The organism is Natrinema hispanicum (genome assembly GCF_004217335.1).
Taxonomy (GTDB): Archaea; Halobacteriota; Halobacteria; order Halobacteriales; family Natrialbaceae; genus Natrinema; species Natrinema hispanicum.
Genome location: NZ_SHMP01000002.1, coordinates 1 through 23,850, shown reverse-complemented (window position 1 = coordinate 23,850; position 23,850 = coordinate 1). Strand labels below are relative to the sequence as shown.

General features: G+C 53.6%; 23 protein-coding genes and 8 pseudogenes. 10 read left to right on the top strand and 21 right to left on the bottom strand.

The window, feature by feature from the left end:
- Positions 1-132 precede the first annotated feature (132 nt).
- Positions 133-486, top strand: a pseudogene (locus tag BDK88_RS00435) (ISH3 family transposase); the annotation flags it as partial.
- Positions 487-1,266: 780 nt separating this feature from the next.
- Here BDK88_RS00435 and BDK88_RS22485 read toward each other — a convergent pair.
- The 3 genes and pseudogenes from BDK88_RS22485 to BDK88_RS00420 form a co-directional block, all read right to left on the bottom strand.
- Positions 1,267-1,377, bottom strand: a pseudogene (locus BDK88_RS22485) (DUF7112 family protein); the annotation flags it as partial.
- A gap of 29 nt (positions 1,378-1,406) precedes the next feature.
- Complete coding sequence (locus tag BDK88_RS00425) at positions 1,407-1,808, bottom strand: 30S ribosomal protein S6e (protein ID WP_130498665.1); 402 nt, start codon at positions 1,806-1,808, stop codon at positions 1,407-1,409.
- 897 nt (positions 1,809-2,705) lie between these two features.
- Positions 2,706-4,100: a DNA methyltransferase gene (locus BDK88_RS00420; RefSeq protein WP_130498664.1), complete on the bottom strand. Its 1,395-nt coding sequence runs from the start codon at positions 4,098-4,100 to the stop codon at positions 2,706-2,708.
- 143 nt (positions 4,101-4,243) lie between these two features.
- On the opposite strand from BDK88_RS00420, the gene BDK88_RS00415 reads away from it, so the two are divergent.
- Both BDK88_RS00415 and BDK88_RS00410 read left to right on the top strand, forming a co-directional pair.
- Positions 4,244-4,585: a helix-turn-helix domain-containing protein gene (locus tag BDK88_RS00415; protein ID WP_130498663.1), complete on the top strand. Its 342-nt coding sequence runs from the start codon at positions 4,244-4,246 to the stop codon at positions 4,583-4,585.
- Between the two features lie 110 nt (positions 4,586-4,695).
- Positions 4,696-5,460, top strand: a complete 765-nt coding sequence (locus tag BDK88_RS00410; protein ID WP_130498662.1) for a hypothetical protein — start codon at positions 4,696-4,698, stop codon at positions 5,458-5,460.
- A 28-nt stretch (positions 5,461-5,488) separates the two neighbouring features.
- Here the strand turns inward: BDK88_RS00410 and BDK88_RS00405 are convergent, their stop codons facing one another.
- Positions 5,489-6,112 carry a TATA-box-binding protein gene (locus tag BDK88_RS00405; protein WP_130498661.1) on the bottom strand — a complete coding sequence of 208 codons (624 nt, stop codon included), beginning with the start codon at positions 6,110-6,112 and terminating at the stop codon, positions 5,489-5,491.
- Positions 6,113-6,121: 9 nt separating this feature from the next.
- Positions 6,122-6,361: a hypothetical protein gene (locus BDK88_RS00400; protein WP_130498660.1), complete on the bottom strand. Its 240-nt coding sequence runs from the start codon at positions 6,359-6,361 to the stop codon at positions 6,122-6,124.
- A 147-nt stretch (positions 6,362-6,508) separates the two neighbouring features.
- Between BDK88_RS00400 and BDK88_RS22480 the strand changes: the two are divergent.
- From BDK88_RS22480 to BDK88_RS21650, 4 pseudogenes are all read left to right on the top strand, one after another.
- A pseudogene (locus BDK88_RS22480) lies at positions 6,509-6,607 on the top strand (IS630 family transposase); the annotation flags it as partial.
- A gap of 65 nt (positions 6,608-6,672) precedes the next feature.
- Positions 6,673-6,864: pseudogene (locus BDK88_RS22255) on the top strand (HNH endonuclease); the annotation flags it as partial.
- A 72-nt stretch (positions 6,865-6,936) separates the two neighbouring features.
- A pseudogene (locus tag BDK88_RS21655) lies at positions 6,937-7,071 on the top strand (DNA-directed RNA polymerase subunit P); the annotation flags it as partial.
- A 19-nt stretch (positions 7,072-7,090) separates the two neighbouring features.
- A pseudogene (locus BDK88_RS21650) lies at positions 7,091-7,348 on the top strand (hypothetical protein); the annotation flags it as partial.
- Positions 7,349-7,492: 144 nt separating this feature from the next.
- On the opposite strand, the gene BDK88_RS00385 reads toward BDK88_RS21650, so the two are convergent.
- The 7 genes from BDK88_RS00385 to BDK88_RS00355 all read right to left on the bottom strand — a co-directional run bounded on the left by BDK88_RS00385 (position 7,493) and on the right by BDK88_RS00355 (position 15,855).
- A complete protein-coding gene (locus BDK88_RS00385) occupies positions 7,493-9,190 on the bottom strand; it encodes an ATP-binding protein (protein WP_130498693.1) in 1,698 nt (565 codons plus the stop codon).
- A gap of 41 nt (positions 9,191-9,231) precedes the next feature.
- Complete coding sequence (locus tag BDK88_RS00380) at positions 9,232-11,484, bottom strand: AAA domain-containing protein (RefSeq protein ID WP_130498658.1); 2,253 nt, start codon at positions 11,482-11,484, stop codon at positions 9,232-9,234.
- A gap of 246 nt (positions 11,485-11,730) precedes the next feature.
- Positions 11,731-12,561 carry a hypothetical protein gene (locus BDK88_RS00375; protein ID WP_130498657.1) on the bottom strand — a complete coding sequence of 277 codons (831 nt, stop codon included), beginning with the start codon at positions 12,559-12,561 and terminating at the stop codon, positions 11,731-11,733.
- A 286-nt stretch (positions 12,562-12,847) separates the two neighbouring features.
- Positions 12,848-13,000, bottom strand: coding sequence for a hypothetical protein (locus tag BDK88_RS00370; RefSeq protein ID WP_394342653.1), 153 nt, complete (start codon positions 12,998-13,000; stop codon positions 12,848-12,850).
- Entirely contained in the window at positions 12,993-13,928 is a 936-nt protein-coding gene (locus BDK88_RS00365; RefSeq protein ID WP_130498656.1) for an ArdC-like ssDNA-binding domain-containing protein, read from the bottom strand. The genes BDK88_RS00370 and BDK88_RS00365 overlap by 8 nt, the downstream gene beginning before the upstream one ends.
- 107 nt (positions 13,929-14,035) lie before the next feature.
- Positions 14,036-15,430, bottom strand: a complete 1,395-nt coding sequence (locus BDK88_RS00360) for a GIY-YIG nuclease family protein (protein ID WP_130498655.1) — start codon at positions 15,428-15,430, stop codon at positions 14,036-14,038.
- Positions 15,427-15,855 carry a DUF6884 domain-containing protein gene (locus tag BDK88_RS00355; protein ID WP_130498654.1) on the bottom strand — a complete coding sequence of 143 codons (429 nt, stop codon included), beginning with the start codon at positions 15,853-15,855 and terminating at the stop codon, positions 15,427-15,429. Before BDK88_RS00355 ends, BDK88_RS00360 begins: the two co-directional genes overlap by 4 nt.
- Before the next feature lie 78 nt (positions 15,856-15,933).
- Here BDK88_RS00355 and BDK88_RS21645 point away from each other — a divergent pair.
- Together BDK88_RS21645 and BDK88_RS00345 are read left to right on the top strand one after the other, a co-directional pair.
- A pseudogene (locus BDK88_RS21645) lies at positions 15,934-16,280 on the top strand (M48 family metalloprotease); the annotation flags it as partial.
- Positions 16,281-16,714: 434 nt separating this feature from the next.
- Positions 16,715-17,690: pseudogene (locus BDK88_RS00345) on the top strand (hypothetical protein).
- A gap of 91 nt (positions 17,691-17,781) precedes the next feature.
- On the opposite strand, the gene BDK88_RS00340 reads toward BDK88_RS00345, so the two are convergent.
- From BDK88_RS00340 to BDK88_RS00325, 4 genes are all read right to left on the bottom strand, one after another.
- Positions 17,782-18,009 (bottom strand): hypothetical protein, encoded by a 228-nt coding sequence (locus BDK88_RS00340; protein WP_130498653.1) that lies wholly within the window; start codon positions 18,007-18,009, stop codon positions 17,782-17,784.
- Positions 18,010-18,133: 124 nt separating this feature from the next.
- Positions 18,134-18,685, bottom strand: coding sequence for an HD domain-containing protein (locus BDK88_RS00335; protein WP_130498652.1), 552 nt, complete (start codon positions 18,683-18,685; stop codon positions 18,134-18,136).
- A gap of 80 nt (positions 18,686-18,765) precedes the next feature.
- Positions 18,766-19,131, bottom strand: coding sequence for a DUF7568 family protein (locus BDK88_RS00330; protein WP_130498651.1), 366 nt, complete (start codon positions 19,129-19,131; stop codon positions 18,766-18,768).
- Positions 19,132-19,137: 6 nt separating this feature from the next.
- Positions 19,138-19,638 (bottom strand): hypothetical protein, encoded by a 501-nt coding sequence (locus tag BDK88_RS00325; protein WP_130498650.1) that lies wholly within the window; start codon positions 19,636-19,638, stop codon positions 19,138-19,140.
- Positions 19,639-20,236: 598 nt separating this feature from the next.
- On the opposite strand from BDK88_RS00325, the gene BDK88_RS00320 reads away from it, so the two are divergent.
- On the top strand, positions 20,237-20,431 hold the full coding sequence (locus BDK88_RS00320; protein ID WP_130498649.1) for a DUF7511 domain-containing protein: 195 nt from the start codon (positions 20,237-20,239) through the stop codon (positions 20,429-20,431).
- Between the two features lie 66 nt (positions 20,432-20,497).
- Here the strand turns inward: BDK88_RS00320 and BDK88_RS21640 are convergent, their stop codons facing one another.
- The 5 genes from BDK88_RS21640 to BDK88_RS00290 form a co-directional block, all read right to left on the bottom strand.
- Positions 20,498-20,686, bottom strand: coding sequence for a hypothetical protein (locus BDK88_RS21640; protein ID WP_130498648.1), 189 nt, complete (start codon positions 20,684-20,686; stop codon positions 20,498-20,500).
- Positions 20,687-20,810: 124 nt separating this feature from the next.
- Positions 20,811-21,695 (bottom strand): biosurfactant protein 1, encoded by an 885-nt coding sequence (locus BDK88_RS00310; protein WP_130498647.1) that lies wholly within the window; start codon positions 21,693-21,695, stop codon positions 20,811-20,813.
- A gap of 85 nt (positions 21,696-21,780) precedes the next feature.
- Positions 21,781-21,918, bottom strand: a complete 138-nt coding sequence (locus BDK88_RS22475; protein ID WP_449406692.1) for a DUF7563 family protein — start codon at positions 21,916-21,918, stop codon at positions 21,781-21,783.
- A 435-nt stretch (positions 21,919-22,353) separates the two neighbouring features.
- Positions 22,354-22,788 carry a hypothetical protein gene (locus BDK88_RS00300; protein WP_130498646.1) on the bottom strand — a complete coding sequence of 145 codons (435 nt, stop codon included), beginning with the start codon at positions 22,786-22,788 and terminating at the stop codon, positions 22,354-22,356.
- 388 nt (positions 22,789-23,176) lie between these two features.
- A partial coding sequence (locus BDK88_RS00290; RefSeq protein ID WP_130498644.1) for an SOSS complex subunit B family protein occupies positions 23,177-23,850 on the bottom strand: 674 nt, incomplete at its 5' end.

Genomic DNA, 23,850 nt, shown 5'->3' with positions numbered 1-23,850 from the left:
ACTTGCAAATGGAGACAGATGTTAGGGTGAAAGCGCGCTATTAAAATCGCCAACCACGAATCCAGAGTGATAGCAAGAGATAATAATCAGTCGATCACATCGGATTAGGATGAATGTCTGTTTGGCGAAGGTGTGCAATCAACCCAAGCAGACAACGAGCTAAAAGAAGAGTACCTGCTTAATTTTGTCGTCAACAGTCTCAATGAGGAACTTCCGCTGGAGCTCGGGGAGAATGTAGCGGTCACGACGGAGGAATTGTACGAGGTCCTCGCTGGCGGGACCTCGATTGATCACGTCTGTGAGGAAACTAACGACTTGCCCCACGCCAATACCGTCCGTGGATATCTCACCGATCAGGTCGATCTTGATACCGTTGAAGCGGTTGGGAACACGCTCCTTCAACGAAATATCCCTGAGACGCTTCCAGATCGACCGGTGGAGGTCGGTCTCGTAGATCGGCTCGAGGAACATTACATGCGGGAAGATGGCGTCGGTGACGTCTCCACAGCCGACTGCGTCAGTGAACTCTGCTGCTGTGTCTTGGTCCAAGACGGTTGCGTGAGTAATGCGGGCGACGATCGGATCATCGGCTTGTTCGACGTAGCCGATCATCTGTAACCACTCGCGGTGGCGTGTCACTACCCCCGGTGTCCCCATCTGATACTCTTCGAACTCGCTCACAAGCAACTCCATGAGGCCCTCGTCGGTTCTGGGTTTGATTGCTAACGCACGGAGGATCGTGTCGAAGCCTTTGACGCTTGTCCGAAGAGCGTTGTACAAGACGATTGGGTCCTGCTCTCTGAGATAACAGCGACCGATTCGTGTTGCAATGTAGTTGGTATCTTGGCTCTCGATCAATCCGAGTTCCTCGAGGAAATTCAAGCTATCCTCGACTGCATCCTTTGCATTGTGTTCGTGTTAGATGATCCAGTCGACGACCCTGTCCTGTTACCGACGCGCGGGACTCCCTCTTCGTTCTGAGTAAGGAGCGAGAGCAACTCAGTCAAGATCTCCATGCGATCCTCAATACTTCCATAGAATCGAACGGTCGACATCCGGCGCCCGTCTGCCATTATTTTGTAGTACGATACATCGTCTTATCACAAATTCTGTCAAGAAATTCTGAGTCGGTGTCAATTGTCGATATAAATGTGACGAAAATAGTGTCTTTGAACGCTTTGCTGCCTATTATTTTTCTCTACCTGATTTGGAATCAGACGGCGGTATTCAGATAAGAATTGAAAAGTGAGACATCCCGTTTTCTAACGCATTGCGGTCGTTGGCCGGCACTGCGAGTTTGATGCCGGTCACCATCTCCGTACACATCGACCGGACCGTCTCCACTGATGGATGATTGCTCGCAATTCGGTCAGCTATTGAAAATGAATCGAGTGAATCGATACGAGTTACTCGTCGTTGTCTTCGCCCTCGCCGAGGAGCTCGTCGACGTCGGCGCTGCCGCGCTCGGTGATCGAGGCATTGATCTGGACGACGGCGTCGGAGACTTCACGGCCACGAACCGTGATGCGGCGTCGCTCGCCGTCACGCTCGGGGTGATAGCCGGTCTGCCGGCCGTTCATCAGCACTTCCTGCAGGTTCGGCCCGGCGACCTCGCCGTTGAGCGGGCGCCCCGCCTCGTCGGAGCCGCCGGTGATCTCGAGCGTGTAGCCGTCGAGGCCGACCGACCCGCCGTCGACTTCGTCGCCGATCGACTTGCCGCTAAACCGGTTCGCGTCCTGGTCTTCTGCCTCGAGCTGATAGGCCATCCCTGAGTCGGGATCGCCGACAACGACAGTGAAACTTGCCATGCCCGACGGAAGACGGCCGTCACTCAAAAGAACATCGATCGACCTTCTACGCTGTAACGCATTCACAGTCCCATCGAGGTAGGCGTCATCGCCAGTCTGCTCGAATCTCCAAGCACAATCGAGAAATTTTGAAGATAGCGGAAGAATATACTCGTGAACTGATCTAAGCGTTTGCTTTGGCGATCAAGTTCTTCTGATGTTTGGCGAACCTCAGTCTCCTGTAGGGATACTAACACCTAGTCTTCATCGGGGACTGAATATCGTCGGTTTCACCAGTGTCTCAACAGGCACCACATCATCAATCATCTTAACATCATCTGGCACAATCGTCACACATGGAATTACGGCTTCATTCGATCCACGTCGTAACGTTGATTCCTCGGTTTTCCTAGAAATACAGGGAACAACGCCCAAAAATCTATCCTAATTTTGACACTGATCTCAGAATAATAGATACAAAATACTTGATTCTCCCTATAATTTCAAGCTAAGCACTAACTTCGGGCACGGGGGAATCAAAGTAACGTTGACAGACTCGCTGGCATTACTATCCATGACAGGTACGGCCTCGTCTTCACAGATCGGATCAAGTCGTTACTGAACTATCGACGAATGGAATCTCACTGATGACAACCATCCCCCAGATCAATTCAACGGCGATGGCGAAAATCGAAGAGTTACAACACTTGAACACTAGATTACAGGATATACTAAACACCAACAAACAATATTGCAGCTCCGAAGTTAGATGAAAGGATATCATATTGTGGCGCTTTGATCGGAATCCACATTAGACAGCATGCACACTTCGAGAAATTAGATATCCCTGACGAGGAAAAGAACAAGTCCAAAATCTGTGGTAATTGTAAAAGATACGCACCTGTATCAGAGTAGTAGCTACTCTTCTGGCATTGTGAGAATGAGGATATTCTCCTTAATGTCGTCGTAGTCTGCTGTGGTGGCCGCCATATTTCTCCAGAGATTGATTTCTGTGTCAGCGAAGCCAACACGGTTCTCAGCAAGCTCCCCGAGGATTTTCGCGGTCGGGACTTCGAACTGCCAGTAAGAGCCTGAGTCTCCGACGACATAGGCTGCCTTCCCACCCGGTGCCATGATGTCGTAGACTTGCTCGAAGTGGTGCTGCATACCTGCGAAGTACTCCTCAATCACACGAGGATAATAATTCCCGAAACCGTGAGAGACATTTTCTTCCTCGATGTAGTTCTCCATCTTCGTAACGATTTCATCGATGTGGTCGTTCTCGCGGATGTTGACTTGCTCCCCTTCGTCGTCGGCCACATAGATGTTCTTCGTATGGGACCGAATATTTGACTTCTTGATTTTCTGTAGTTCTTTATTACTATCTGCAGCACCCAACCAGATGAGCTCGAGGCGCTGGTTTCTGGTATAGTCGTGTTCGGCAGGATAGGGCGGCGAGGTGATGAGATAGTCTATTTCCCCTTCGTGTTTCTCACTATTCAGGAGCTCAGACTCTTCCTTGAGTTTATCGCCAATTTTCCTGGCGTCACCTTGGATGATTTCGACATCGCCAAGCTGCACATCATCTTTGTGCATGGTGCGCTGGACTTTCTCTAGGTCATCTTCCATCTGGCGCAGCTTTTGCTCGAAGAACATGAGAACGTCCTTATCGCCCTCTTGCTTACGGTCGCGAGTAGCTTCAGGACCAAAGCGGACGTTGCCCACATCTTCGGGGAGGATGGCGATCATCGCCAGCTTGAACAGGTCTGTCACCTCGTCATCAGGCATCTCCTCGACGTGATACCGCAGAACCTTCATTTTCTTCAGAGGTTTCTCACTCAACCAACCTTTGGGTGTTTTCTCTGGCTCGCTAAAATCGTACTTCTCAAGCGATATTTCCTCTTCTTCTTCGTCGGTGAAATCAGAGAGAGTCTTATTGTCCTCTGAACTAATCTGGCGGAAAATCGGTTCAAGCGTGTCTAACAGTTCAGTCCGCCGTTCCCTGAATTCGTCTAAGTCTACGTCCCAATTCGTCTTCACATGCGCGGAGAGTACACTGGCTGGACTGGTATCAGTACCAATCGCATCGATGCCGAGCTTCTTCGCTGCGAGGGCGGTGGTGCCTGTCCCGTTAAATGGGTCCAAGATTAGGTCATCTTGGGTAATACCGAATTCGTCAGCTAACCCTGTAATCACCCTATCTGAGTACGCATAGACAAATCTATACCAACTGTGGATACTCACATCATTGAGTCGTCCGATATTGCTCTGGTGCTTCAACGTATCAACCTCGTTGTTCTGAGTTGTATTCATGGTTTCGAGTAGGTCTTTTTCGTTCTTTTCTTTGCTACTTTTCGATTCTACTACCGAGACTCTATGAAGGCACTCCTGATATAACTTTATATATAATTCAATTAAAGAATGGTATTTTAAACTCGCGCTCTGGAGTCGCTACTATGTCTGATGAAGCGGAGGATTTCGCCTACCAAGAATCCATATACAAGGTTCTTGCCTCAGAGGTTCGCTTGCGATTGCTGAAGAAAGCAGCAGAAGACGGTCCAATCTCTGCTCCCGATTTAGCTGATTCAGGAGAGTTTGATATTACAGCTGAGAGTATAGTGAACAACCTAAATCAGCTCGAGAACAGAGGGCTCCTTGAATCGAAGAATGTACGCGGTCCTGGGAATCGCCCTCGGAAAGAATTCACAGTACCAAAGGACGGGAAGTCGCTTGAGTTCGAATTAGTTCCTGACGATTATCATTTTGTGTTTGAGGACGCAGGTACGGTTGATTTCTAAACTTTCTTTTTTGTCTATCGAGGTTCTTCAAAGCCTTCTAAGGTATATCTACAAAGATAAATAAAATGAACGACATGTTTAGTGTCCCAATATGTGAACGTCTGGTCGCAATGGCGAAGTACGAACCCGTTATCAAACGGGTCTTCGAGAAGAAGGCCGAAGAGTTCGGGACGGAGGAGGAAATTCCGTTCCGTCGTAGTGATATCGAAGACGCAATGGAGGAGCTGGATATCAGCGTGGGGAATGTACCAGATATCCCGTACGCCTACCGAAGCCGCCGTCCACTTCCCAAGGATATCGCGGAATACGGATACACCGCCGTCATCATCGATGACACTCGCGAAGGGTCTGACCCGACGTACATGTTCACGAAGCAGGAACAGCTGATTCCTGTCCCTGATGATGACGAAATCGACGCAACGTTCACCACGAGCGCTGGCGATCTGCCTGCCCCTGTGCAGAAGTACATCGGGAAAGATGAACAGGGAGCTCTCACGCAAGTGCGGTACGCAGGGCTGCTGGACGACTTCACAGGTCTGGAGACATACCATCTACAGAGCCACCTGCGGATGCGGGTTAAGGGGCGCGAAGCTGAACTGGACGACCTCTATGTCGGCGTCGATGAGGAAGAAAACCACCACGCGCTTGCAGTGGAAGCCAAGGGTGCTGGTGAAACCCTGAACCGCAATCAGCTCATCCGTAACACTCGAGGTATTGAACATAAGTCTGACTACCCGAACTCGGTAGAAACACTCGCCGTCAAACTGGACGAGAACAGCCACTTCTATCTGTTCGAGTTCGAAGTCTACCAGGAGGATGGGGACGACAAGGTGAGCACGGAGCGAGTCTGGAAATACGAGTTCGACGCGAAGTAACTAACCTCACCTCTTCACGAGAAGAGGTCTACTCCAACAATATATTCAACCTTTTTTCGAGTTGTTCGAATAGCTCTTGAGACGTTTCTGTACCTCTGCTACCAGTGATAACTATTTTCCCAGATGCAAATATCAAGAGGGTAGCAGAGCCTTCATCAGGACGGTATACCAGCCCTGAAAATTGCTCAGGTTCGTATTCTGTATTCTCGAGCCCCAATCCAATTGGTGCAGCATTTAAGTTCACCTCTGAGTCAAGCTCGCCTACACAAACTAGGTTTTTCACGTTAAATTTATCTATGAATCTGATGTCCTCGAATTCAGATGAGTGAAGTAAGCCAATTTCCTCGAGTGCGTAGTAGAACTTTTGCCGAGCATCAATCAGTTCATCATAGGATTTAGCGCCTGTAAGGACATGTACGCCTGATGCAGCGAGTATGATTACTGTGTTATTATCAGATATACTTATTATGAGTCTGTTGCCCTTTTCGTATCGATGGTCAATATCTTCCACCCATTCGCTGTCAAGTGATCCTAATTCTTCTGCAACTGCAGATAGTTCGATTTCCATATCGAACCGAGCAGAAGCAACGATATTTGCGATAGACACGTCTTTAGATAGATAATCTTCATTCGTCTGCTCGGCATCTAACATACTATCGAATCAATCCCGCAACTCATCTATTGTATACGTACGAATTGATTCTAAATCTTTTTTAGTGGCATCGGGGTTCCACTTATACATCTTCCCAGGCTCTTCTTCGACTATGAGGTCTTTCCGCATCAGCTTATGTATAGATGTTCGGACAGAGGATTCCACACCACCAGTCTTGCTTTGAATTCTCCTGAAGGAGACTCCTTCGTCTGAATTGTAGAGTAGTTTCGCAATCTCGTACTGACCCATCTTATCTCAACTATGCGGCGGGGCGTTCTTATAAACTCGCTTAATTAGCGCTACTTATCACCCCTGATAGATATCGTTCTTATCTTGCATAGCTCGTTGCACGGTTTCGAAATTATAGTATCGGTTAGAACTTTGTACTCAAACTGAGTGGATAATCTCGACAAGACCTTTGTCGAGGAATTGCAAGATGCCCTTGACAACGTAGAGAGGAAGAAGCCGACGCAACGGGATGAGAAAGCTATCTCAATATTTTGAAACCGTCTACCTGTATGCCGGAATATTGATAACAAATTCACTCCCAGATCTTATAGATGGGATGGACTGATAGTCAGTATCCTTCAAATTGGAACTCAATCAGGAAAGAGGTGCTCGAGCGAGACGGGTATCAGTGTAAGAGCTGTGGTGAGACAGAGAAGGAACTGCATGTTCACCATGTCGAACCACTCTCAGAAGGTGGGTCCAATTCTAAGAACAATCTTAAGACACTCTGTCATCCGTGTCACGAAGACGTGCATGGTCATCCGATCCCAACAGCTGGTTCTACTCAGGATCGACCATGCCCGAATAATCCAAATGTAACCTACAAATGTTCTAAGTGTAAACGGAAGGTCACGCTCTTCAAATATGGCGGAATTCGGTGCCCTATGTGTGGAAACCGTATTCTATTGAAGGAGAGGGCAGAAGACGTGAAAGAAGTCGATGTAAAGTAAACTCAGAACATTACCTCAAATCAGAGACGTCGAAGTTCCCGTCTTGCTGTCCGTTCTCGAGTGCTACGACCGGCTGTGTACGCAGGCATGTCGGCCAGACCATGGAGAGGACAGTGTGCCATTGATCGACTACGACGACGCCACCGATATGCTGGTCGCCGATGCAGTGTTAGCACTCGAGCAACGGGACGTCGAGCACGCACTTACGCGCCTCCTCGAACGGGGCTACTTCTACGAAGTCGAAGACGAACTTCGGGTTACATCCCCAGAAGAGCAGTGGCAACGACTCTTCGAAGAGCCGTCCTGCATCTTGATAGGTCAGCGCACTATACTGATCTCGAGCCACTGCAGTCTCTTCAAATCAGTCCTCCATCTCGCCACTCCATTACCGGAATTGTCCAGAATCGATGGCTGCGTTCTGCTAGATCCTCTCCCCATATTCTTTGAACACGGACTCGAATCCCTCGTCGACGACCTGCTGGACAAGCTTCGCGAACGAACTTCGATTATCTGGATCTTCAACAAGCGACCGAAACGCACTCTCGAAGTGATGCCCATGAGAAGGCCGATCCCGACTCGAGGTTTCGTGGGCTGCTTCGTGTAACACCACGAGATACAGGTCGTGCATCCAGATTGCACGCTGGCGGCTCGTCACGGCCGAGTCGGTGATCACGATGTACGTCCTGCCGTCAGTCCAGGCATCGGCACTCGCCTCGCCGTAGTACACCTCTCGCTCAATCCCAATCTCCCTTGAGAGCACTCGAGCAAAGCGGAGATAGCGCCGCTGATCAGCGTTCAACTGCGATTCGTCCTCGATGCGATGATAGCCCGTCCATACACCCTCTGACTCTGCTTGCTCGCCAACATCGAACGTCTCCGGCACCGCTATCGATGTGTCCTCGTCAGTGGCGAGATCACGAAGCCGCTGGGTCGCCGCATCACTCGTATCGAGGACGACATAGCCTCGCTCAACGAGCTTGTCCGCACCTTTCTGGGCACTGTCAACCCACCCGATTTTCGGGGCCGCCTGGATCTCCTCGAGGCTGATGCGGGACTCGGTTGCCAGCTGGAACAGGTTGCGATCGGCCCACTGCTCGTCCGACGACTCGGATGCCATTGCCTCGATCATCACTTCCCGACTCTCAGCAGTCAACCGGTCGTCCGAGACCTCGGCATACAGGTCATCACGTGCCTGCTCAAGTGCGCTGTCGATCCGCTGCCAGCGGTCACAGCCCGACTGGATATCGTTGCGGGCAAAGTTCAGCGCCAAGTTCCCCTTCGAGACGACTACCCCACCCAATCCGTACTCGCGTTTCGTCGTCACGTACAGGCCATTGCTGTAAATATCGAGTCCCTCGTGGGGCGTGTACTCGAGTGCGAGGATCGCATCCTCAGTTTCACGGGTGAGCGACGGATGCGGTGAGTCGGCCACTGCCTCGAGTGGATTGCCGTTGTCGACTGGCTCGCCGTTGATCACGACTGTGACGCCCGTTCGAGACTGAACGTACGCGAAGCGCTTGCGAAGATCGCGAACGTAGCGCCGCCACCGGTAGCTGTCCGGGTCCGGCACTTCGTCTTCGTAGTGATCGATCTCGACGAGCATCCCCTCGAGATGATGCTCAGTGTCCACGAGCTGGCCATCGCGCCCGCTGACGTCTGCCCACGGCCCCGAGTCGCGTCGATCTCGGTAGTCGAAACACAATGCGGTGTCGTGACTCCAGATACGAACGGCACCCTTCGCGATGATCGCACCCTTGCCGATGCCCCACTCGCCGATTGTCTCGTCGTCCGACCGTTGCTTGCTTCCCGCACCAAGCACCGACAGGTTGCGTCGTCCCTCGGTCGACTCGAGATCGACACCAGCGCCGTCATCGAGGATGAGCGACCGCTCAGGCGAGATACTGACCAGCACACGGGATGACCCAGGACTGTCGATGCCGTTTTGGACCGCTTCACGGATCGCGTCTGTGAGATCCGCCATCTGGTCTTCGATGAGGTACGTTGCGACCCGCTCGTCAGCCGTCATCGTCACGGTCTCCTCAGTCGATGGCTGACTCGCCGGTCTCGAGTCAGTTGTCTCATTCGTGGTGAACTCCGAGAGCGTCGGATGATCTGTCATGGTGTCCACCAATGTGGCACCACAGAAACCGAACCATGCGGTCACTTGGGAACAGGAATGAACTCTGGTTCGACTTGACGTAGTCTCCCGGTGCTCTCGAGGAACGAGTAGAGATCGCCGTACAGGCCAGTGTCTTCGTCAGTGCCGTCTGGGGATGAGCGTAACGTGTACCAGTCGCCGACGATCGCACAGAACTGTTGGGCACGAGTCATCGCGACGTTCAACCGTCGGGGACCATCAAGTGGACGGCCGAGGAAGCCTGTCTCGCCCGTTGTGTTACTCCGAACCAACGAAATTACGATTGCGACTTTTTCGCTCCCTTGGAAGGAATCGATCGTGTCGACCGTGATGTCTCTTCCAGAATCAAGATGTCTCGCTAGCTTCTTTCGAATCGCGTTAGCCTGAGCCGTGTATGGCGTAATGACGCCGATTTCGGATGGGCTGAGATCTGCATCGGCGAGCAGTTCGCCGACGATATGGGCAACGAGTCGCACCTCTGCGTCGTTGCGCTTGGAGTGATCGATCGTCTCCTCGCTTCCACCGATATCATATCCGACGAATGCAGGCCGGTCCTCGAGTGCGGTAACGTTACGCCCTTGCCGCAGGGCCCGGTCGTAGAAGCGGCTGTTCGGAAACCAGGCGATATCGCGATGCATCCGGTACTGCGTTCGGAGCTGGATACCGACTTCCTCGTAAATACCGCCGTCAGCGTAGAGGTGTTCGAACAGGGAGAGACCGGCTGCAGACTCCGGCGGTTCTTCGGTTGCACTGAATGGCGGCAATTGCTTGTGATCGCCTGCGAGGATCACTTTGTCCGCTCGCGCAAGCGGAATACACGAGGCGGTGCATGTCGCCTGTGTCGCCTCGTCGAGGACGAGCACATCGAACTCTCGCTCGAGGGTCGCTGCGCTGCTGTTCGTCGCTGCGACAACATCGGCTAGTCCGTCGCAGGTAGCATACTGGGTGCTAACGACTTCATTTGATGATCTGCTGGCGTTCACGCGTCGGAGTACGAACTCGCCGGCACCGTGTTGTGCATGGGCGTGCAGTGATCGGTCGTCGGTCTCAGTCGCTGTACTCGAGCCAGCAACGAGATTGTCGACTGCTTGGTTCGAATCGGCACAGACGAGGACGTCGTCCCCAGCCTCGACTGACCGTCTGACGACTTCGACGAGCGTTCGCGTCTTGCCTGTGCCTGGTGGTCCATGAATGCAGAAGAGGTGATCAGCAAGGAGGGCACAGGACACTGCAAGCTCCTGTTCTTGATTCAGTTCGACGTCTTGCTGACTACTCTTGACACCAGCCGTGTCCCCGAAGGTGACTGCTGTGTCGCCTGTCAAGAGCGCGCGTTGATCATCACGCTCGCGAACGCGCGTAATCGCAGCAAGTTCGCGCTCGTACGGAACGGGATTTAACAGCTGAGTGAGTGCAAAATCCCGTCGCTTCTGGCGGAGGAACGCACCGACAGCCGACCGGTTCTCGATCGTATACCAGTCGATAGCGAGACTGACGGTTAGTCCCTCGATCGCATCGACTGTCGCTGGAATCGGGAACGCGTCTGGTGAGTGTTCTTTACTTGGTGGGTGGAGGAGCACTTCGTTTCCTTCGAAGATCCGGAATTCGCTCTGGACGACTCGATACGTGTCATGCTGCCGATCTACTTGCCCGTCATCGATTCTGAATCGGTAGACACCATCTTCTGGTTGACCAAGGGATGCAAGCGATGGAATCGCACCGAACCCCTCGGCACGGAGTGCTTCGGGCGTTGAAGCGGCTGCTTTCGCTCGGTTTTCATCACGTTGGGCATCCATCTCCGCTTGGACAAATGACTCGAGTTCGTCAAAGAAGGAGTCCGTGTTGTCGGAAAGCGGATTTCGCGGTGGTTCCCGCTCTGCAATGGGTGAGTCGAAGTACGACGGCGGATCGTCAGGCGCGTAATCGGAGTGCCAGAAGCGTACCCGGTTGGCTAGCGATGAGACGGCAAACGTGTCTTGATCGACCGAAGCATAGTCGTCGCCATCATCGTAGATGAAAATGTCGCCATGGAGTGCGTGTTCTGTGAAGGCGAGATATTCGCCCGAGAGTGCTGCGCTATTGCGCGCATGGAGTGGAATTACGATCCAGTCGTCTTTCTCGGGATGTGCGAGTTGGTCGTGGTAGCTCGCATATTCAACGATCCCATCGATTGGAATGGGGTCATCTCGCACCGGTTCAAACGTCTCGTCTGCCGGTGAATGGAGGGCAGCACTCGAGAGGTCGAACTTGCCGATCGCACTCTCGAAGAGGAGAGACATGTCGATCAGAACGAATCACTGAATCCTAAATCTTCTCGTTCAGTGAAGCCATCACACGGCTAGTGGTTTTGATAGAGTGTGTCACAGACCACTTCTCATGAAGTTAATTGCCTCCACTTCTCGATGAATCGGCCGACAAATGGATCTGCTTATTGACCGCTGAGATACCTACCAACCAGCGTATCTGTTCGAAGAGTCGTGATGAATACAGAGCGCGCATCTTACGGCTAAGAAACTAAAAGTGGATTATGTATTAATTTGGTTGAATTTGATTAGATCCTCCGCTAAGGCTTCATAGTACCGTTCGGTTTTACTTTGATTACTCTTTTCGGTAATCGACAGCTGTTCGGTGGTTTGTTTGTGAACCCCTCGTGTTGGATGAGCAGTCGGTATGTAGATGAAAGATTCACCGCTTACAGATAGTGTTCGAAGTCCCGACTTGTGATTTCCTGATCCAATCCCCCTACTGAAATTCTCCCCAAGGCTTTCAACATCAAAGACTTCACAGAATAGCTCGTAAGGTCGTTTGCCAAGGGAAATTACATATTTCGGATCAACCGTATGTAACTCCTCACAGAGATGCCCGGAATACCCACCTACACCCGCGCATTGCTTCTCGGCTGTACGATTTCGTCCATCCGGCTCTATCCCTATTTCTCCGTAATGGATCTCATTACATTTTTTGACTTGAGTCCAGTATACATTAAATTCCTTATCAAGCAGTTCAAACAACGGCTTTGCCAAACGGATCGTTCCCGCAATGTTGGGAATTTTGGTCACGTCGTCCCTTCGGACCTCGTCGAAAGTGTTCTGTGTGTGGTTTGTTTTCTCCTCGGTGTACTCCGGAATTGACGCCTTCCCCGGCTCATGGCCTAAAATCGCTACATCAACGTCTGTCAACGCACCATCACCGAAAAATGGTCGATGACCGAATGAGTTTGTCCGCGTTTCTGGATCGCCGGGAAAATCTTCTCTGATAGACCAGTGTGCTGGACACCCGTCACAAGGGCCAGCACCACCTTCGGTTATCCAATTCTGCCAAACCCTATGGAAAAAGTCGCATTTCCCTTCAGCCATAATATCGCCTGTTATTGTGAGTAGGTGATAAGTATTTAGGATCTCACTTCAGCCAAGATGTGCTGCTGACCACATCCTCTCTATTCAGCAGGCGGCTTTTGGCATAGTTCGGATAGATGGATAGCCACTTCGATAACTGCTTGCCCTGTACTTATCATTCATTGCGATTATCAGCTCAACAGTAAAATAGTCTATGACAGCCTTGTTTTGGCGTCCTGTTCTACGAAGTCTTGATTACGGCAACATCGGATGATGTCACCACCACACGGAACTCACTAACCGAGAATCAAACCTCGAGATCAGTCTGTGGGCCCATCGAGTCTACAAGCCGCTTGAGGGCTTCGGCGTCGATCATCCACTGTAGTTGGTACTCGTCTCGATCGAAGCCCTGTTCCTCGAGTGCAGTGATGATCTCGAGCAGAAGCGGTCGATCACTCATCGTCGACCACCTCGCTGGTGACGTCGATGATCTCCTGGGCGGTCGAACTAATGCGCTCAAGCCGGTCGAGGATCGTCTCTGGCTCGTCACCGTGCCACGCGGCGAGGTAGAACGCTGACCCACTGGTATCCAACTCGAAGTGCCGTCCAACGATGTAACCGACCGCTTCGGCCTCGAGCTCACGCTTCGATCGCTCAGCCTCGTCGTCGACGCCGCTGTGTAACAGCGCGTGCGCGTACTCGTGAACGAGCGTGACGGCGAGATCAGCGTCGTTCTCGCGATCACGGACGACGACGCGTGGCTGCTCTTGAGGCCGGTACTCGCAGACGCCCTTGGCACTCCCATGCGACCAGTCCTGGGGTGGCACGACCTCCACGTCTACCTCGAGTGAGTTTGCTGCCTCGAGGAGTGCAGGGACTAACTCGTTAGCCTGTCCCTTGGCTTCCGTCTCGAGGTCGGGCAGTGGCTCGCCGTCAGTCTGTGAGATATCGAAGACGGGTGCTGGCCGAAAGCCCACAAGTCCCTTTTCCCAGCTATCCGGAGGGGTTTCATCGTATTCACAGTCACTGCGCTCGTGGTACGACGGCGAGTTTCCGCAGTCGGGACACTGCTTTGCGATGATGGGTGCCCAGATCCAGATCGCTGTCTCTCCTTCCTTCACATGCCGGTCAAACTCGTTTTGCCATGTTCGATAGCCGGCAACGCGTGTCGCGTGTGGACACTGGAGTTTGATCAACAGCGTGTTTCGGTGCGAGTAGTCGTGGAAACGACTCTGGACGTCCAACCACTCTGTGAACTGTTCGCTCGAGACGGCGTCATCGACTTCGTCGACGAGGTCTTGGACCCACGCCTCGATCGTACTGTGCATCTTGTCGTGCCGGGTGTCCGAATCGTCGAACGTTTCCCGGGAGCTGCTGCTCGTAGCCATGTTCGATCACTGCTTCTCGAGTCGAATCGAATCGAACTGAACTCGAGAAGACCTCCACCCCTCAGGGGGTCTCAAAAAGACGCCAGACTCGAGCAGCTGAAGAGCCGCTAATCAGCGGACGCTGGCTTCTCCACTTTGATCGGCGCGTCATCTGGCGTTCCGCTCTTGTTCAGGAGAGACGCTGGGTATGCATCGTACGCCGTCCCGATTAGCAGTGGTTCGACCTCTGCAAGGGTTGCGGGTGCTCCATATGGGCTGCTGTCCGCTGTCCCATTCCAGGCATGGACCCAGAGATACGTCTGCTGAGATAACGTCCGTGAGTCGGGCTCAAAGAGTGCCTCAACCCAGTGCTGTTTGCGTTCGTCGTCGCCAGCGAGTGCCTGTGAAAGTTCGCCGATATGCCAGTAGTTTCCACCGCCCCACCGCGCAAAGCTTCGCGTCCCATCCCGCTTGTGGGCGATCTCTGTGAAATTCGCACTGAGCTCTCGCTTCTTCCCGTATGCCTCTGCCTTGCCGATATACCGAGGCACGATATCAGTAGGTGTCGCAGTCTCTGCAGGTTCCTCGAGCTGGTACATGATGTACAGCAGGCCATCGTCGCCGTCCGCACGGATGCCATCACTGTCGACACACTTCCGGCCTTCACGGCGAATCCAGGAATCGATCTCGGCAGAACGCTCGAGCGTTCCGTCGTCGCGTGTTCGAACCTGCAAGTCGTCAGTCACATCAAAGAGCGGGATCGGATCTGACTGTCCTTCGCTTTGGATATCAGCCAGTATGTACTCTTCAGCCCACGCTTCCCAACACTCGGCCTTCGTCATGGGGGTGGCTGGCGTATTTTCGCTGCTACTCGGCCACTGTCTGTCCTGTGCGGTAATTTCGTCTGCGACCCACTCCGTCCCAGCCTTGCCGATTTCGTGTAGAATCCGATTTGGAACGAACTCGCGATTGGCGAAGATCCGCTCGTACTCGGGTTGTGCGTGAACCAATCCAACGAGCTTTGCCTCGAGTTCCTGACGATACGTCTCGAAACTATAGGGTCCGGATTCGAGTTTGTCGACGTCAACGATCCAGACGTACAACGGGCTATCTGCGCGTTCGGCAACTGCTGCGATCTGATCGTATTTCGAGAAGCTTCCCCACTCGCCGTCGTCTTCCCACTCCGTAATTGGAAGCGAATTGCGGATCTTCCGGGAGTGTTGTCCGATCCGTGAGCTGATGTCGTTCGATTCACCCACGTACACAGGGATCACGCTCTGAGCGTCTGCAGCCGGCCCATCCAAGAGGTAGATCAAATAGAGGTAGTCACCGTCGTTCATCCCCCATTTGTAGCTCCCCAGTGCATCGCTCGTCTCGAGTCCGTTGTCAGTAGACTCGAAAAACGGGACTGGGTCCGGTGTCTCATTAGAGCGGAGGTCCGGCAAGAGCGTGTCCTCGAGCCATGATTCCCACACCGCTGCTTTGCCCGTCGCACCTTCTGAAACCTGCTCTCGCTCGTTCATAGATGCTGATTGTACCAACTGAGTCGCTCTCCGATCAGTAGCCCCTCCGTTGGAATCTCTATCGCAACGTCGTGGTCCTCGAGCAGCGGGAGTAGTTCCTCGTAGTATGCTTTCCCTGCATGGAACACGAGCGTGATGTTGGACTCGAGCAGACCTGCTGCTTTCACCTCCTCGTATACAGCTTGAGACCACTCTCGCTTTCGTGCGACTCGCGCGCCGGCCAGCGTCTCATCGTACGGCTCGATCGGTGGGCCGTCTGGCTCGAGTAGCTGGTGCTTCGCCGAGAGGATATACCAGTCGTCGTGATATTGCTCACAATACTGTCGCGCTTTGCTGAACAACGCCGACGGAGAGTAAAGTTTCGCCGGTGGTGCTGCGTGTTCGCGCTTCGTTTTCGTGCAACTCACCAGTCCGATTTCAGTCATGGAACGATATTTTCACGCCAGATGGTAATTAGCCGACGATTTGGTGGGCAGAATGCTGAAGCTCATCTGCAATCAGCGATCACGGCTCGCCTGTCCCGAACCAGAGAACGAGCGGCGGATCGAGCAGCTGCAGAGCTGACCGGATCACCTGCTGTGCTTGCGACTCTCCTCCGGCAACTCGACGAGGAAATAGCCGACACACTGATTCGAGATCTGCGTGAAGTTTCGAGCGTCTCTTCGTTATCCATTCTCCCACTTGAATTGGATAAACCTGAAAAAGTCATGTCGGACCGGAAGGAGACACTGAACCGTCGTATTGGTGGCTCGTGACGTGGACACACCGACTCAAACGCTACCTCTTTGGACCACATCCACTAACTGATGAGCGAATCAAGACGCTCTCAGACCTCGAGCGTGAACAGTAAAGAGAAGCGCTATATCAGTTATCTTGTTTGCTTTCTTGATACCCTGTTCGTCCTGCTTTGGCCGACGTTCGGAGTATCTTATAGAGGCCTACAAGAAGTCTGACCGCGAGAACAGTCACTCCGAGTATTCCAAGTATCTCTCCAACTGGCGGATTGCTAATCTGGACGAATGAGGAAACGAGCGCGCCTGTGAACAGTAAGCCTAGGCCTATCCAGAAAGCCTCATTGCGTTGGGAAAGTGCGGTCAGTGTGTCAGCTACCATATAGAACCTTTCTCGTGTTTGAGTATAGTATTTTGGTGTGTGAAACGAATATAGTTGTACACCTACTTACCGGCCAATTCACCGCAGCCGTCGGTGGATCAAACCAATTGGAGAGTTCTCTGATACCCGTCGAGAACAAGGTTTAGTCGGGACGGCGCGTAATTCCCCCGTATGCCATTCAGCGTCAGTTGGCACACGCTTCTCGAGCATCTGGATGAGCTGCCGGCGGACGCGACACTGATTACACCGTTGTCGCACTCTCGCCTTCACATCATAGATATCCAGGAACACCGCGTTATCGTCCAGTTCGACGAGTCCAGCGAGAAGCGTCCGCTCCAACGTGAGCAGTTCGGGACACTCTACCATCAGATACAGACCGCGCACGATGGATTCGATCTCGACCGGCTGCCGCCAGATGCTGACCCGTATCCAGCGGTGTTGAGTGTTCATCCCCGGTTCGAGATCGACGAGGACGCGGGTGTGATCGCTGAGACAGATGGTCCGACGACGACCCAACTGGCCAACACAGCACATGAACCAGACACCGACGACGACCGCACCGAACCTGAGGGTCTTGATGTCTACTCGGATGCGCTGCTACTGATCGATGCACTCGAGCGCCACGACGTAACTGACCTGCCTGACTTGGAGACGGCCACGCTCGTCAATCTCTACACGCTGCTGTCGGATGTCCAGCGTGACGCCAACGACTTTCGCCAGGAGGTCGCTGACGTACTTCTCTCACGCCTCCATCACGACCGTCCTGTTGCCGGTCAGTATGGCTCCGTCCAGCGTACGAGTCGCCGTAACCGCTCGCTCAAAGATGACGAAGACGTCATCTCCATGCTCGAGGCGGAAGGGATCGACCGCGAGCGCGTCATGAGCGTTGATCGCCAGAAGGTCGACGAAGCACTCGAGGTGACGACGCTCACCGAGTCTGATGTCTACGAGATCGATGAGAGCGAGTACGTTCGCAAGGCAGGAGGTCGACGACGACGTCAAGGAGTCGCGCCTCCAGGGCTTGAAGGACCGGCTTGCCGCCAGCGAGGAGACAGAAGCTGAAGAACTGCAACAGGAAATCGAAGCACTCGAAGAGCGTATCGACGACCTCACGAGTTTCCGAGCAGGGACAGAAGTACAGCGATGACTGGTGACGGCTTTCACGTCATCACGTACTGGGCAAGGAATTGGCAAGGTTCCTCCCGGTCGTCCTGCAATCTGACACTGGCAGTATCGAGTTAGTCATCGTCGTCCTGTGAGCGGAGTTCGATAGCCCGCTTCTCGAGCAGGCGGAGGATCGGAACACGTTGTTGGTGCTGGTTTTCATAGGCGATGCAGGCTCGAAGCGTCTCCATATCGTTGATCGTCGCGATGCTGGCATCAATCAGCCGTGTGTTTGGTGCCTCGAGCCGCTGAGCTGGTGAGAGTTCGCTCGAGTTTGGAGGTTGCTCTGACGTATCGCTCATTGGATGTTGCCTCTACCCCTGTCGAGGCACGAAAAACTGCATCGCTCACTGGTTTTTCCGCAAGTGAGAGATGACCACGTGCTACGGCAAGTACAGCGGAAGCACCGGTCGTTCGATGCAGCGGTTATACGGTTCGAAGGTCGTCTGTCGCCTGTGACCGGATGGCGGCTGCTGCGACTTCGTCGGCTCTCCTGATGAGTTCCGCTTCGATCGTCGCCGGCTCGACCGGCGTTCGGCTCGTATGGGAGAGTACGATGTGTGCCAGTTCGACTGGCAGGTCCACTGCTGCAACGACGTAGACACCGTAGTAGGGATGTCCGAGCAGGTTGTAGACCGGCGTCTCGGTCATCCCGTCGAATTCGGCGAGTTTGCTCACGTCGTGGATGAGTGCACCAGCAACTACCGTATCCACTGAGAGCGTGACCTCGCGCCGCTCAAGAAGTGTCTCCGCGAGCGCAACGGCACAGGCAGTTACGTCCCGAACGTGGCTTACCAGCCGTTCGTTTTCCAACCCTAATGCACGCTGTGTTGGGGGCAGCCACGGTACCTCGGTGAGGTCGTCGGTGTCGTTCTCTTCGATGGCCGTCGCCCACGCACTGACAACGCCCGCTCGAAGATCGTCGTCTTCGATCACCTCGAGTTCGGGAAACGCGGCCCTGACCACATCCTCGCTCATGTCTCTGCTGTCAGTATTGACCACTAAAAGTACTCGCCGTGCAGTGATGCTCACTTCGCAGCTTGCGCTCTCACCTGCTGCTAGCGTTCTGCGCCATAGACGATTTTCGAGGGGGCTTCGTAGCCACAGTCGGGACAGTCAAACCATCGTTTGAGCTTTGCACCAGCAGCAGATTTCTGGCCGACGATGACGTCGTCGTTCGGACACTCAGGACAAGCGAGTTCGGGGGCTAGTCGGTTCCGAAGTTCATCCCGAACGCTGGTCGCCTCCTTCGTCTCGAAGCCTTGCGACCACACTGGATAGCCGTCGACAAGGATCGCTGCCCGCCACTTGTACGCGTAGGAATCCGGGGCACGATGCAGGACCGCTCGTGCTCCAGTCTCCGTGTTTCGATATGCCAGCGTGGGTGTTCGACTCTCTCGTGTCCAGTTGGTGATTCGGGGCATGAGTACTCAGAAATGGACGTCTGCTGGCACGACCCAGCATGTCTCGCGCTCATCAATCTCCTTGAGGAGGCGATCGAGATGTCCGCGATGGCGGATGCCTGTCGCGTGTTGATCATACAGGCAGATCGACGGGCCACGGGAAGCACCGACGCGCTGGAAGGCGTGCCGAGCGAGGCCCTCGTCGCGCATGATCTCGTCGTCGTTATGTTCCTCGAGTGCTTTCTTCACCCGGTCCAGATTGCGTTGGAATGTTTCCGTCGTAGTCTTCCAGGCCCGCTCGAGGAGTTCTTCACCTTCGTCGGACGTAACGGGTGCAGCTGTCGGTAGGTCGCCCCACCGTGCTTTTCCAGCCACTGTCGTCTCCTCTTCGTCGAAGGTGACGTAGTAGTCGAACACTGCACAGGAGTCCGGCTCTGCGCCAACCAGTCGGTCGAACACGGTCTTTCCGGTTGACAGTGCCTCTTCTGCTGTCGATGCCTCTACTAGTGCGTAAATTAACATATGCATCTGGGATACCTCACTGTGCCGACGCTCTGGTCAGTACTCGTCTGTTCTTACTCAGTGCGCCGGCAGCCATTATCGGCGCACAAAATCACGGTGCAACGCGTCTGTCTCATGGAGTAGAGCGATCCGGATAGCATCGACAGCGATCGTCAGGTCGCTCGACTCGTCGACAGCTTCGAATTGGCTGCGAGTGCCTTCCGAAACTGCACCCCTGCCTTGAGTGGAGCACATCATAGAAGACTCATGAGCGATTTATTTCAGCTCACTTTTATTGAATCAGCCGGTAAGTAGATGTGGCTACTGTTTGCTTTCAATTTCGACAAGGGATTTGATAACGCACTGATAATACGGGTACCTTCCGTCTTATTTTCCCATCAGGAAGCCGAATAGCAGGATAAACGGCCTCACAGTTAGGACAGATGGCGACGATCTCCTGTCCAGTCGAGTGTTGCTCATTCAAGATAATTGGGCTGACAACGCCCACACAGATATATCAGTGCGTATAGACTCATAAATAGAAATCACTATTATTGTCTGAAGACCTGCATCCTATTGTCCATATGTAAGGTTTTTCAGCTCAGAGGTCGTGTGCTGACATGACATGGATGGAATACCTGAAAACGCCCCTTCAACCGATACTTCGGATCAAAATGAACTTATCCATGTCGTAATCGAAGACCCGGGAGAAGCTGACAAGTGTGTGTTTTTCCCAGGAAATGCAACAGCTGATGAGCTACATACAAAGTGGATCCTTGCTCTCGAGGATTCGTACGTTCACCTAAAAGACACTCAATAGTCCGCCTGTACTGACCGTTCACTACAGCGTCAAATGGGTCCGTGACAGATCCTATGACCCGCTCGGTTAGGAATCAATGTGGGTATCAGTAGATTCACCACGCTCTGGTCGAGTGAGAAGACTCACTTCCTCCAAGAGCGCCGTTGCTGTCTCGATTCGTTCTCTGTCTGCGTCAGTCAGCTGATCGCCCTCGAGATGGTTGAGTTGGCTGAGTGCACGATGCAGTCTGTATCCTGGTGTGTTTCCTGGGTCCATTGAATGCGCCTCGGCCGATCGCGGCGCAGACAAACAGAATACGACAGCATAGGCGACCGGTTTGTTAACCAACAGCCACGCTGCACCATCGACGTCTGTTGGTTAAGACATGACGCGGAGCAAGTCATTCTGGGCTCGGCCCATAGCGCGGCGTCCCGCAGACTTGGCACTCCCAGATTGCGTGGCTGGTCCAGGTTTCGTCGGGAACCGATTCATGAGCGCTGAATTGGTGATCGGTTGTGCGTCCGCACTGGTGACACTCGAGGCGTTCTTTGGTCGGAATGCCACTGTCCTGATGCTCAGGTTCACGTTCTTGAGGTGCCTGCTGGAGGGCAATTGCAGGAACTAGCCACGCATCATCACCGGCGTTGTCGAGCAACGTCGCAAGCCGCTGCTCGTCGCGAATGCCGGATCCACCCTCGTCGTAGAGATAGGTTGTTGGTTCGCAGTCGCTATCCACCGCTGATTGGTCAGTCCACGCTGTTCGATCATAGGCCGCTGCGAAAAGCTGCTCACCGTCAGTGGACGAGATCCGTACCGCAGCGGGTAGTACAGGCCACCGATCAGTCAATTGGGCTGCAGGCTCGTCCTCGAGATCGTAGATGATCGTGCAGTCGTCGACCGTTGATTCCGTCGCACTCGAGGCAAGGAGTGTCGCAGCGGCTGCGCCTTTCGCGACAGCGCCATAGAACGTCGACGACTCGACAAGCATGTGGACAACGCCAAGCAGTGTCCATTCTGTCGCTGGTGCGTCTGTCTCAGAAGAGGAGTTCTCAAGATGATTAGTAAGACAGAACAGGCATTTGGTCTGATCAGCTGGGATCGGTGCGCCACAGGAGCGACACTCAGTGTCTGTTTCCGTTGGAGTGTCTGGATATCCAGTCGTCGCCGTTGCAACTCGCTGTCGATTCGGCTCACCCTCAGTACACTCGCTGAGTGTCTCATCTGGGATATGCGACGCTTCGCCGGTCGGACGAAGCTCCTCGAAGTCAGAATCTCGGTCAGTCATTGGTGGGTGGTGGATCGTGTTGTCTCACGTCTCGACGCAGGCTCCAGTTCGATAGAGAAAATCTGGAAATGTGATCACTGGGACGCTATTGGTGGCGGAGTCCTGCTTCTCGAGCTTCACGGTTGCTGGCACAGTGGATACATGCTGGCAGATCACCATCAACGGCGAAAACCCGGAAATAGTTCTCGGTGACATGAGAGCCACAGCCATCACATTCTGGCATTATCCAAATCTATGTTGTTACTCCAGTAAATATCTTGTTGCAATACTTGTGTAGTTTTTCTAAATAGCATTCTATCTAAGTGGGATTGACTCTTTTCTGGGCCTGGTATTGTTGCGGTTCGAGAAGGAATCCACAGTCTTCACAACGAGTTTCGACTGCGTTGGTGGTCACCCGTCCGTTGCATTTGGGGCACGGACTGGCGCTCGAGTTGGGCTGGACATCTTCGTCGAATGTTGTCTCGTAAACCTCTCTGAAAGTCATGGTGTTCACGAGGGGCAATGAGCAACTCCGACTGCCCCTCACCAGCTCGTGGGGTAGAGAAACCTATCTCGAAGTAGACCGTAGCATGGTTCCTTTATTCAGGACTCCTTGCGGAACTCGCGGTAAGTACAGATGATGTACCTATCATCGGACAGGATACTGCCGACAAGGTCGTCAGTTAGATGCTGATCGAGGACACTCCCGACCCCCGTCATCCAAGAAACCCGACCAGTCGAGTTCGGCCATCTCAGTGACTGTGAACGTGACTTGTGCGTACTCTCCTGCCCCCTGCTGGATAGCGTCGTCTATCCGAACTGTCTCTGTTGAGTCTCCATCAAGCGTGCACGTCACCACGAAAGGACCACGTCCGGACCACTCGCAGGCAACCGTCGCTAGCGTTTGTGTTCCCTCCAGTTCGACCGTGGCCTCATGGACGACCGAGTCTGCTTGCTTGACGGTCAGCTCGAAGTCATGAGCGATGTCATCCCCATTCTTGATCGTGACGTCTTCGAGATACGACGAGCCGCGAGAGTCGAGTAGGCCTGAACAACCGCCACCAAGAGCAACTGCGCCGACACTCATCGTCTGGAGCACTTCTCTTCGGTACACACTGATGATGAATATGGGCGACACAAGAACTCTCTGGCTCGGTCACTCTCACGCCCGGGAAGGACGAACCTCCGATCAATCCGCAGATGTAGTTACCGAATTGCTCGACTCAGTTTCAGGCATATTTCTGAATGAAAAAGTCGTGTTACTAACTACTATAGTAACAACTGAAACGACTTACACACCGATCGCACAGCCGTCGTGCGATCGGGTGTGCATTGACTTTCAGTGGCTACTATTAGGTGATAGCAAAGTCGCGGAACAGATTCATGCGGTGGCGAAAGCCCGGCAGCGCAGCGGCCACTGGCCGTGAGCAGCCCGGACCGTGGAGGTGGTGGGAGGTGGCGGTGAATGCGTTCACACCAGCAAAAAAGAGGCTCAGGCCTGGCTATTCCCACCAGTGACCGCGCTCGGGGAAGTGGATCGTCGTCCACCCGGTCACGGCCAGTGAGACACGGCCCTCGTGCCAGTTCCGGGCAGCCTTGTGAATGCGCACCTGCTCGCCTTCCTTGATCCACGGCGCGTCTGATGACTTCCAGATCGTCACGCGTGTCTGTCCACTGTCGTCTGCGATGAGACCGACTTGTGCGATACTCGGATGCGAAGGATCCCACAGGGTTTCGACACGCCCTTCGATGCTCACCTCTTTTCGAGCAACCTCCTCGAGTTTTCCAATGGGGATGACGTGTCCGGGCGCCGTCTGCAGCTCCTCGAACACGTTGACGACCGCACTTGTCAGGTCTTGACCACCGACAACGGCCTCACTCAACCGCCGGCTGATCGCTGCTTGAGACCAACCATCCAACTGCTTTGCGAGTCGTATCGACTGCTTGTTCACGGCCGCCAACTGTTCTTGAGTAAGTTCTGTCCGGGGATCCGCTCGCTCCGGGTCCGCCATTGGGTCCACGCTCGCCGCCCGTTTTTGGAATTCCACACGCCGCGCTTTGCTCTGGTCCGCAGCGATCGCTCGTGTCCGCTTTGCACGACCTTCCTGAAGCCCCATCTCGGCCTGGGCACTGATTCGCTCAAGTTCATCCTCTCGTGCTCGAATGCGCTCTTCCT

Bases quoted from the DNA above. Each gene is read 5' to 3' on its own strand.
- BDK88_RS00425 (WP_130498665.1), bottom strand. From the start codon at position 1,808: ATGGCAAGTTTCACTGTCGTTGTCGGCGATCCCGACTCAGGGATGGCC.
- BDK88_RS00420 (WP_130498664.1), bottom strand. From the start codon at position 4,100: ATGAATACAACTCAGAACAACGAGGTTGATACGTTGAAGCACCAGAGC.
- BDK88_RS00415 (WP_130498663.1), top strand. From the start codon at position 4,244: ATGTCTGATGAAGCGGAGGATTTCGCCTACCAAGAATCCATATACAAG.
- BDK88_RS00410 (WP_130498662.1), top strand. From the start codon at position 4,696: ATGGCGAAGTACGAACCCGTTATCAAACGGGTCTTCGAGAAGAAGGCC.
- BDK88_RS00405 (WP_130498661.1), bottom strand. From the start codon at position 6,112: ATGTTAGATGCCGAGCAGACGAATGAAGATTATCTATCTAAAGACGTG.
- BDK88_RS00400 (WP_130498660.1), bottom strand. From the start codon at position 6,361: ATGGGTCAGTACGAGATTGCGAAACTACTCTACAATTCAGACGAAGGA.
- BDK88_RS00385 (WP_130498693.1), bottom strand. From the start codon at position 9,190: ATGACAGATCATCCGACGCTCTCGGAGTTCACCACGAATGAGACAACT.
- BDK88_RS00380 (WP_130498658.1), bottom strand. From the start codon at position 11,484: ATGTCTCTCCTCTTCGAGAGTGCGATCGGCAAGTTCGACCTCTCGAGT.
- BDK88_RS00375 (WP_130498657.1), bottom strand. From the start codon at position 12,561: ATGGCTGAAGGGAAATGCGACTTTTTCCATAGGGTTTGGCAGAATTGG.
- BDK88_RS00370 (WP_394342653.1), bottom strand. From the start codon at position 13,000: ATGAGTGATCGACCGCTTCTGCTCGAGATCATCACTGCACTCGAGGAA.
- BDK88_RS00365 (WP_130498656.1), bottom strand. From the start codon at position 13,928: ATGGCTACGAGCAGCAGCTCCCGGGAAACGTTCGACGATTCGGACACC.
- BDK88_RS00360 (WP_130498655.1), bottom strand. From the start codon at position 15,430: ATGAACGAGCGAGAGCAGGTTTCAGAAGGTGCGACGGGCAAAGCAGCG.
- BDK88_RS00355 (WP_130498654.1), bottom strand. From the start codon at position 15,855: ATGACTGAAATCGGACTGGTGAGTTGCACGAAAACGAAGCGCGAACAC.
- BDK88_RS00340 (WP_130498653.1), bottom strand. From the start codon at position 18,009: ATGAGCGATACGTCAGAGCAACCTCCAAACTCGAGCGAACTCTCACCA.
- BDK88_RS00335 (WP_130498652.1), bottom strand. From the start codon at position 18,685: ATGAGCGAGGATGTGGTCAGGGCCGCGTTTCCCGAACTCGAGGTGATC.
- BDK88_RS00330 (WP_130498651.1), bottom strand. From the start codon at position 19,131: ATGCCCCGAATCACCAACTGGACACGAGAGAGTCGAACACCCACGCTG.
- BDK88_RS00325 (WP_130498650.1), bottom strand. From the start codon at position 19,638: ATGCATATGTTAATTTACGCACTAGTAGAGGCATCGACAGCAGAAGAG.
- BDK88_RS00320 (WP_130498649.1), top strand. From the start codon at position 20,237: ATGGATGGAATACCTGAAAACGCCCCTTCAACCGATACTTCGGATCAA.
- BDK88_RS21640 (WP_130498648.1), bottom strand. From the start codon at position 20,686: ATGGACCCAGGAAACACACCAGGATACAGACTGCATCGTGCACTCAGC.
- BDK88_RS00310 (WP_130498647.1), bottom strand. From the start codon at position 21,695: ATGACTGACCGAGATTCTGACTTCGAGGAGCTTCGTCCGACCGGCGAA.
- BDK88_RS22475 (WP_449406692.1), bottom strand. From the start codon at position 21,918: ATGCCAGAATGTGATGGCTGTGGCTCTCATGTCACCGAGAACTATTTC.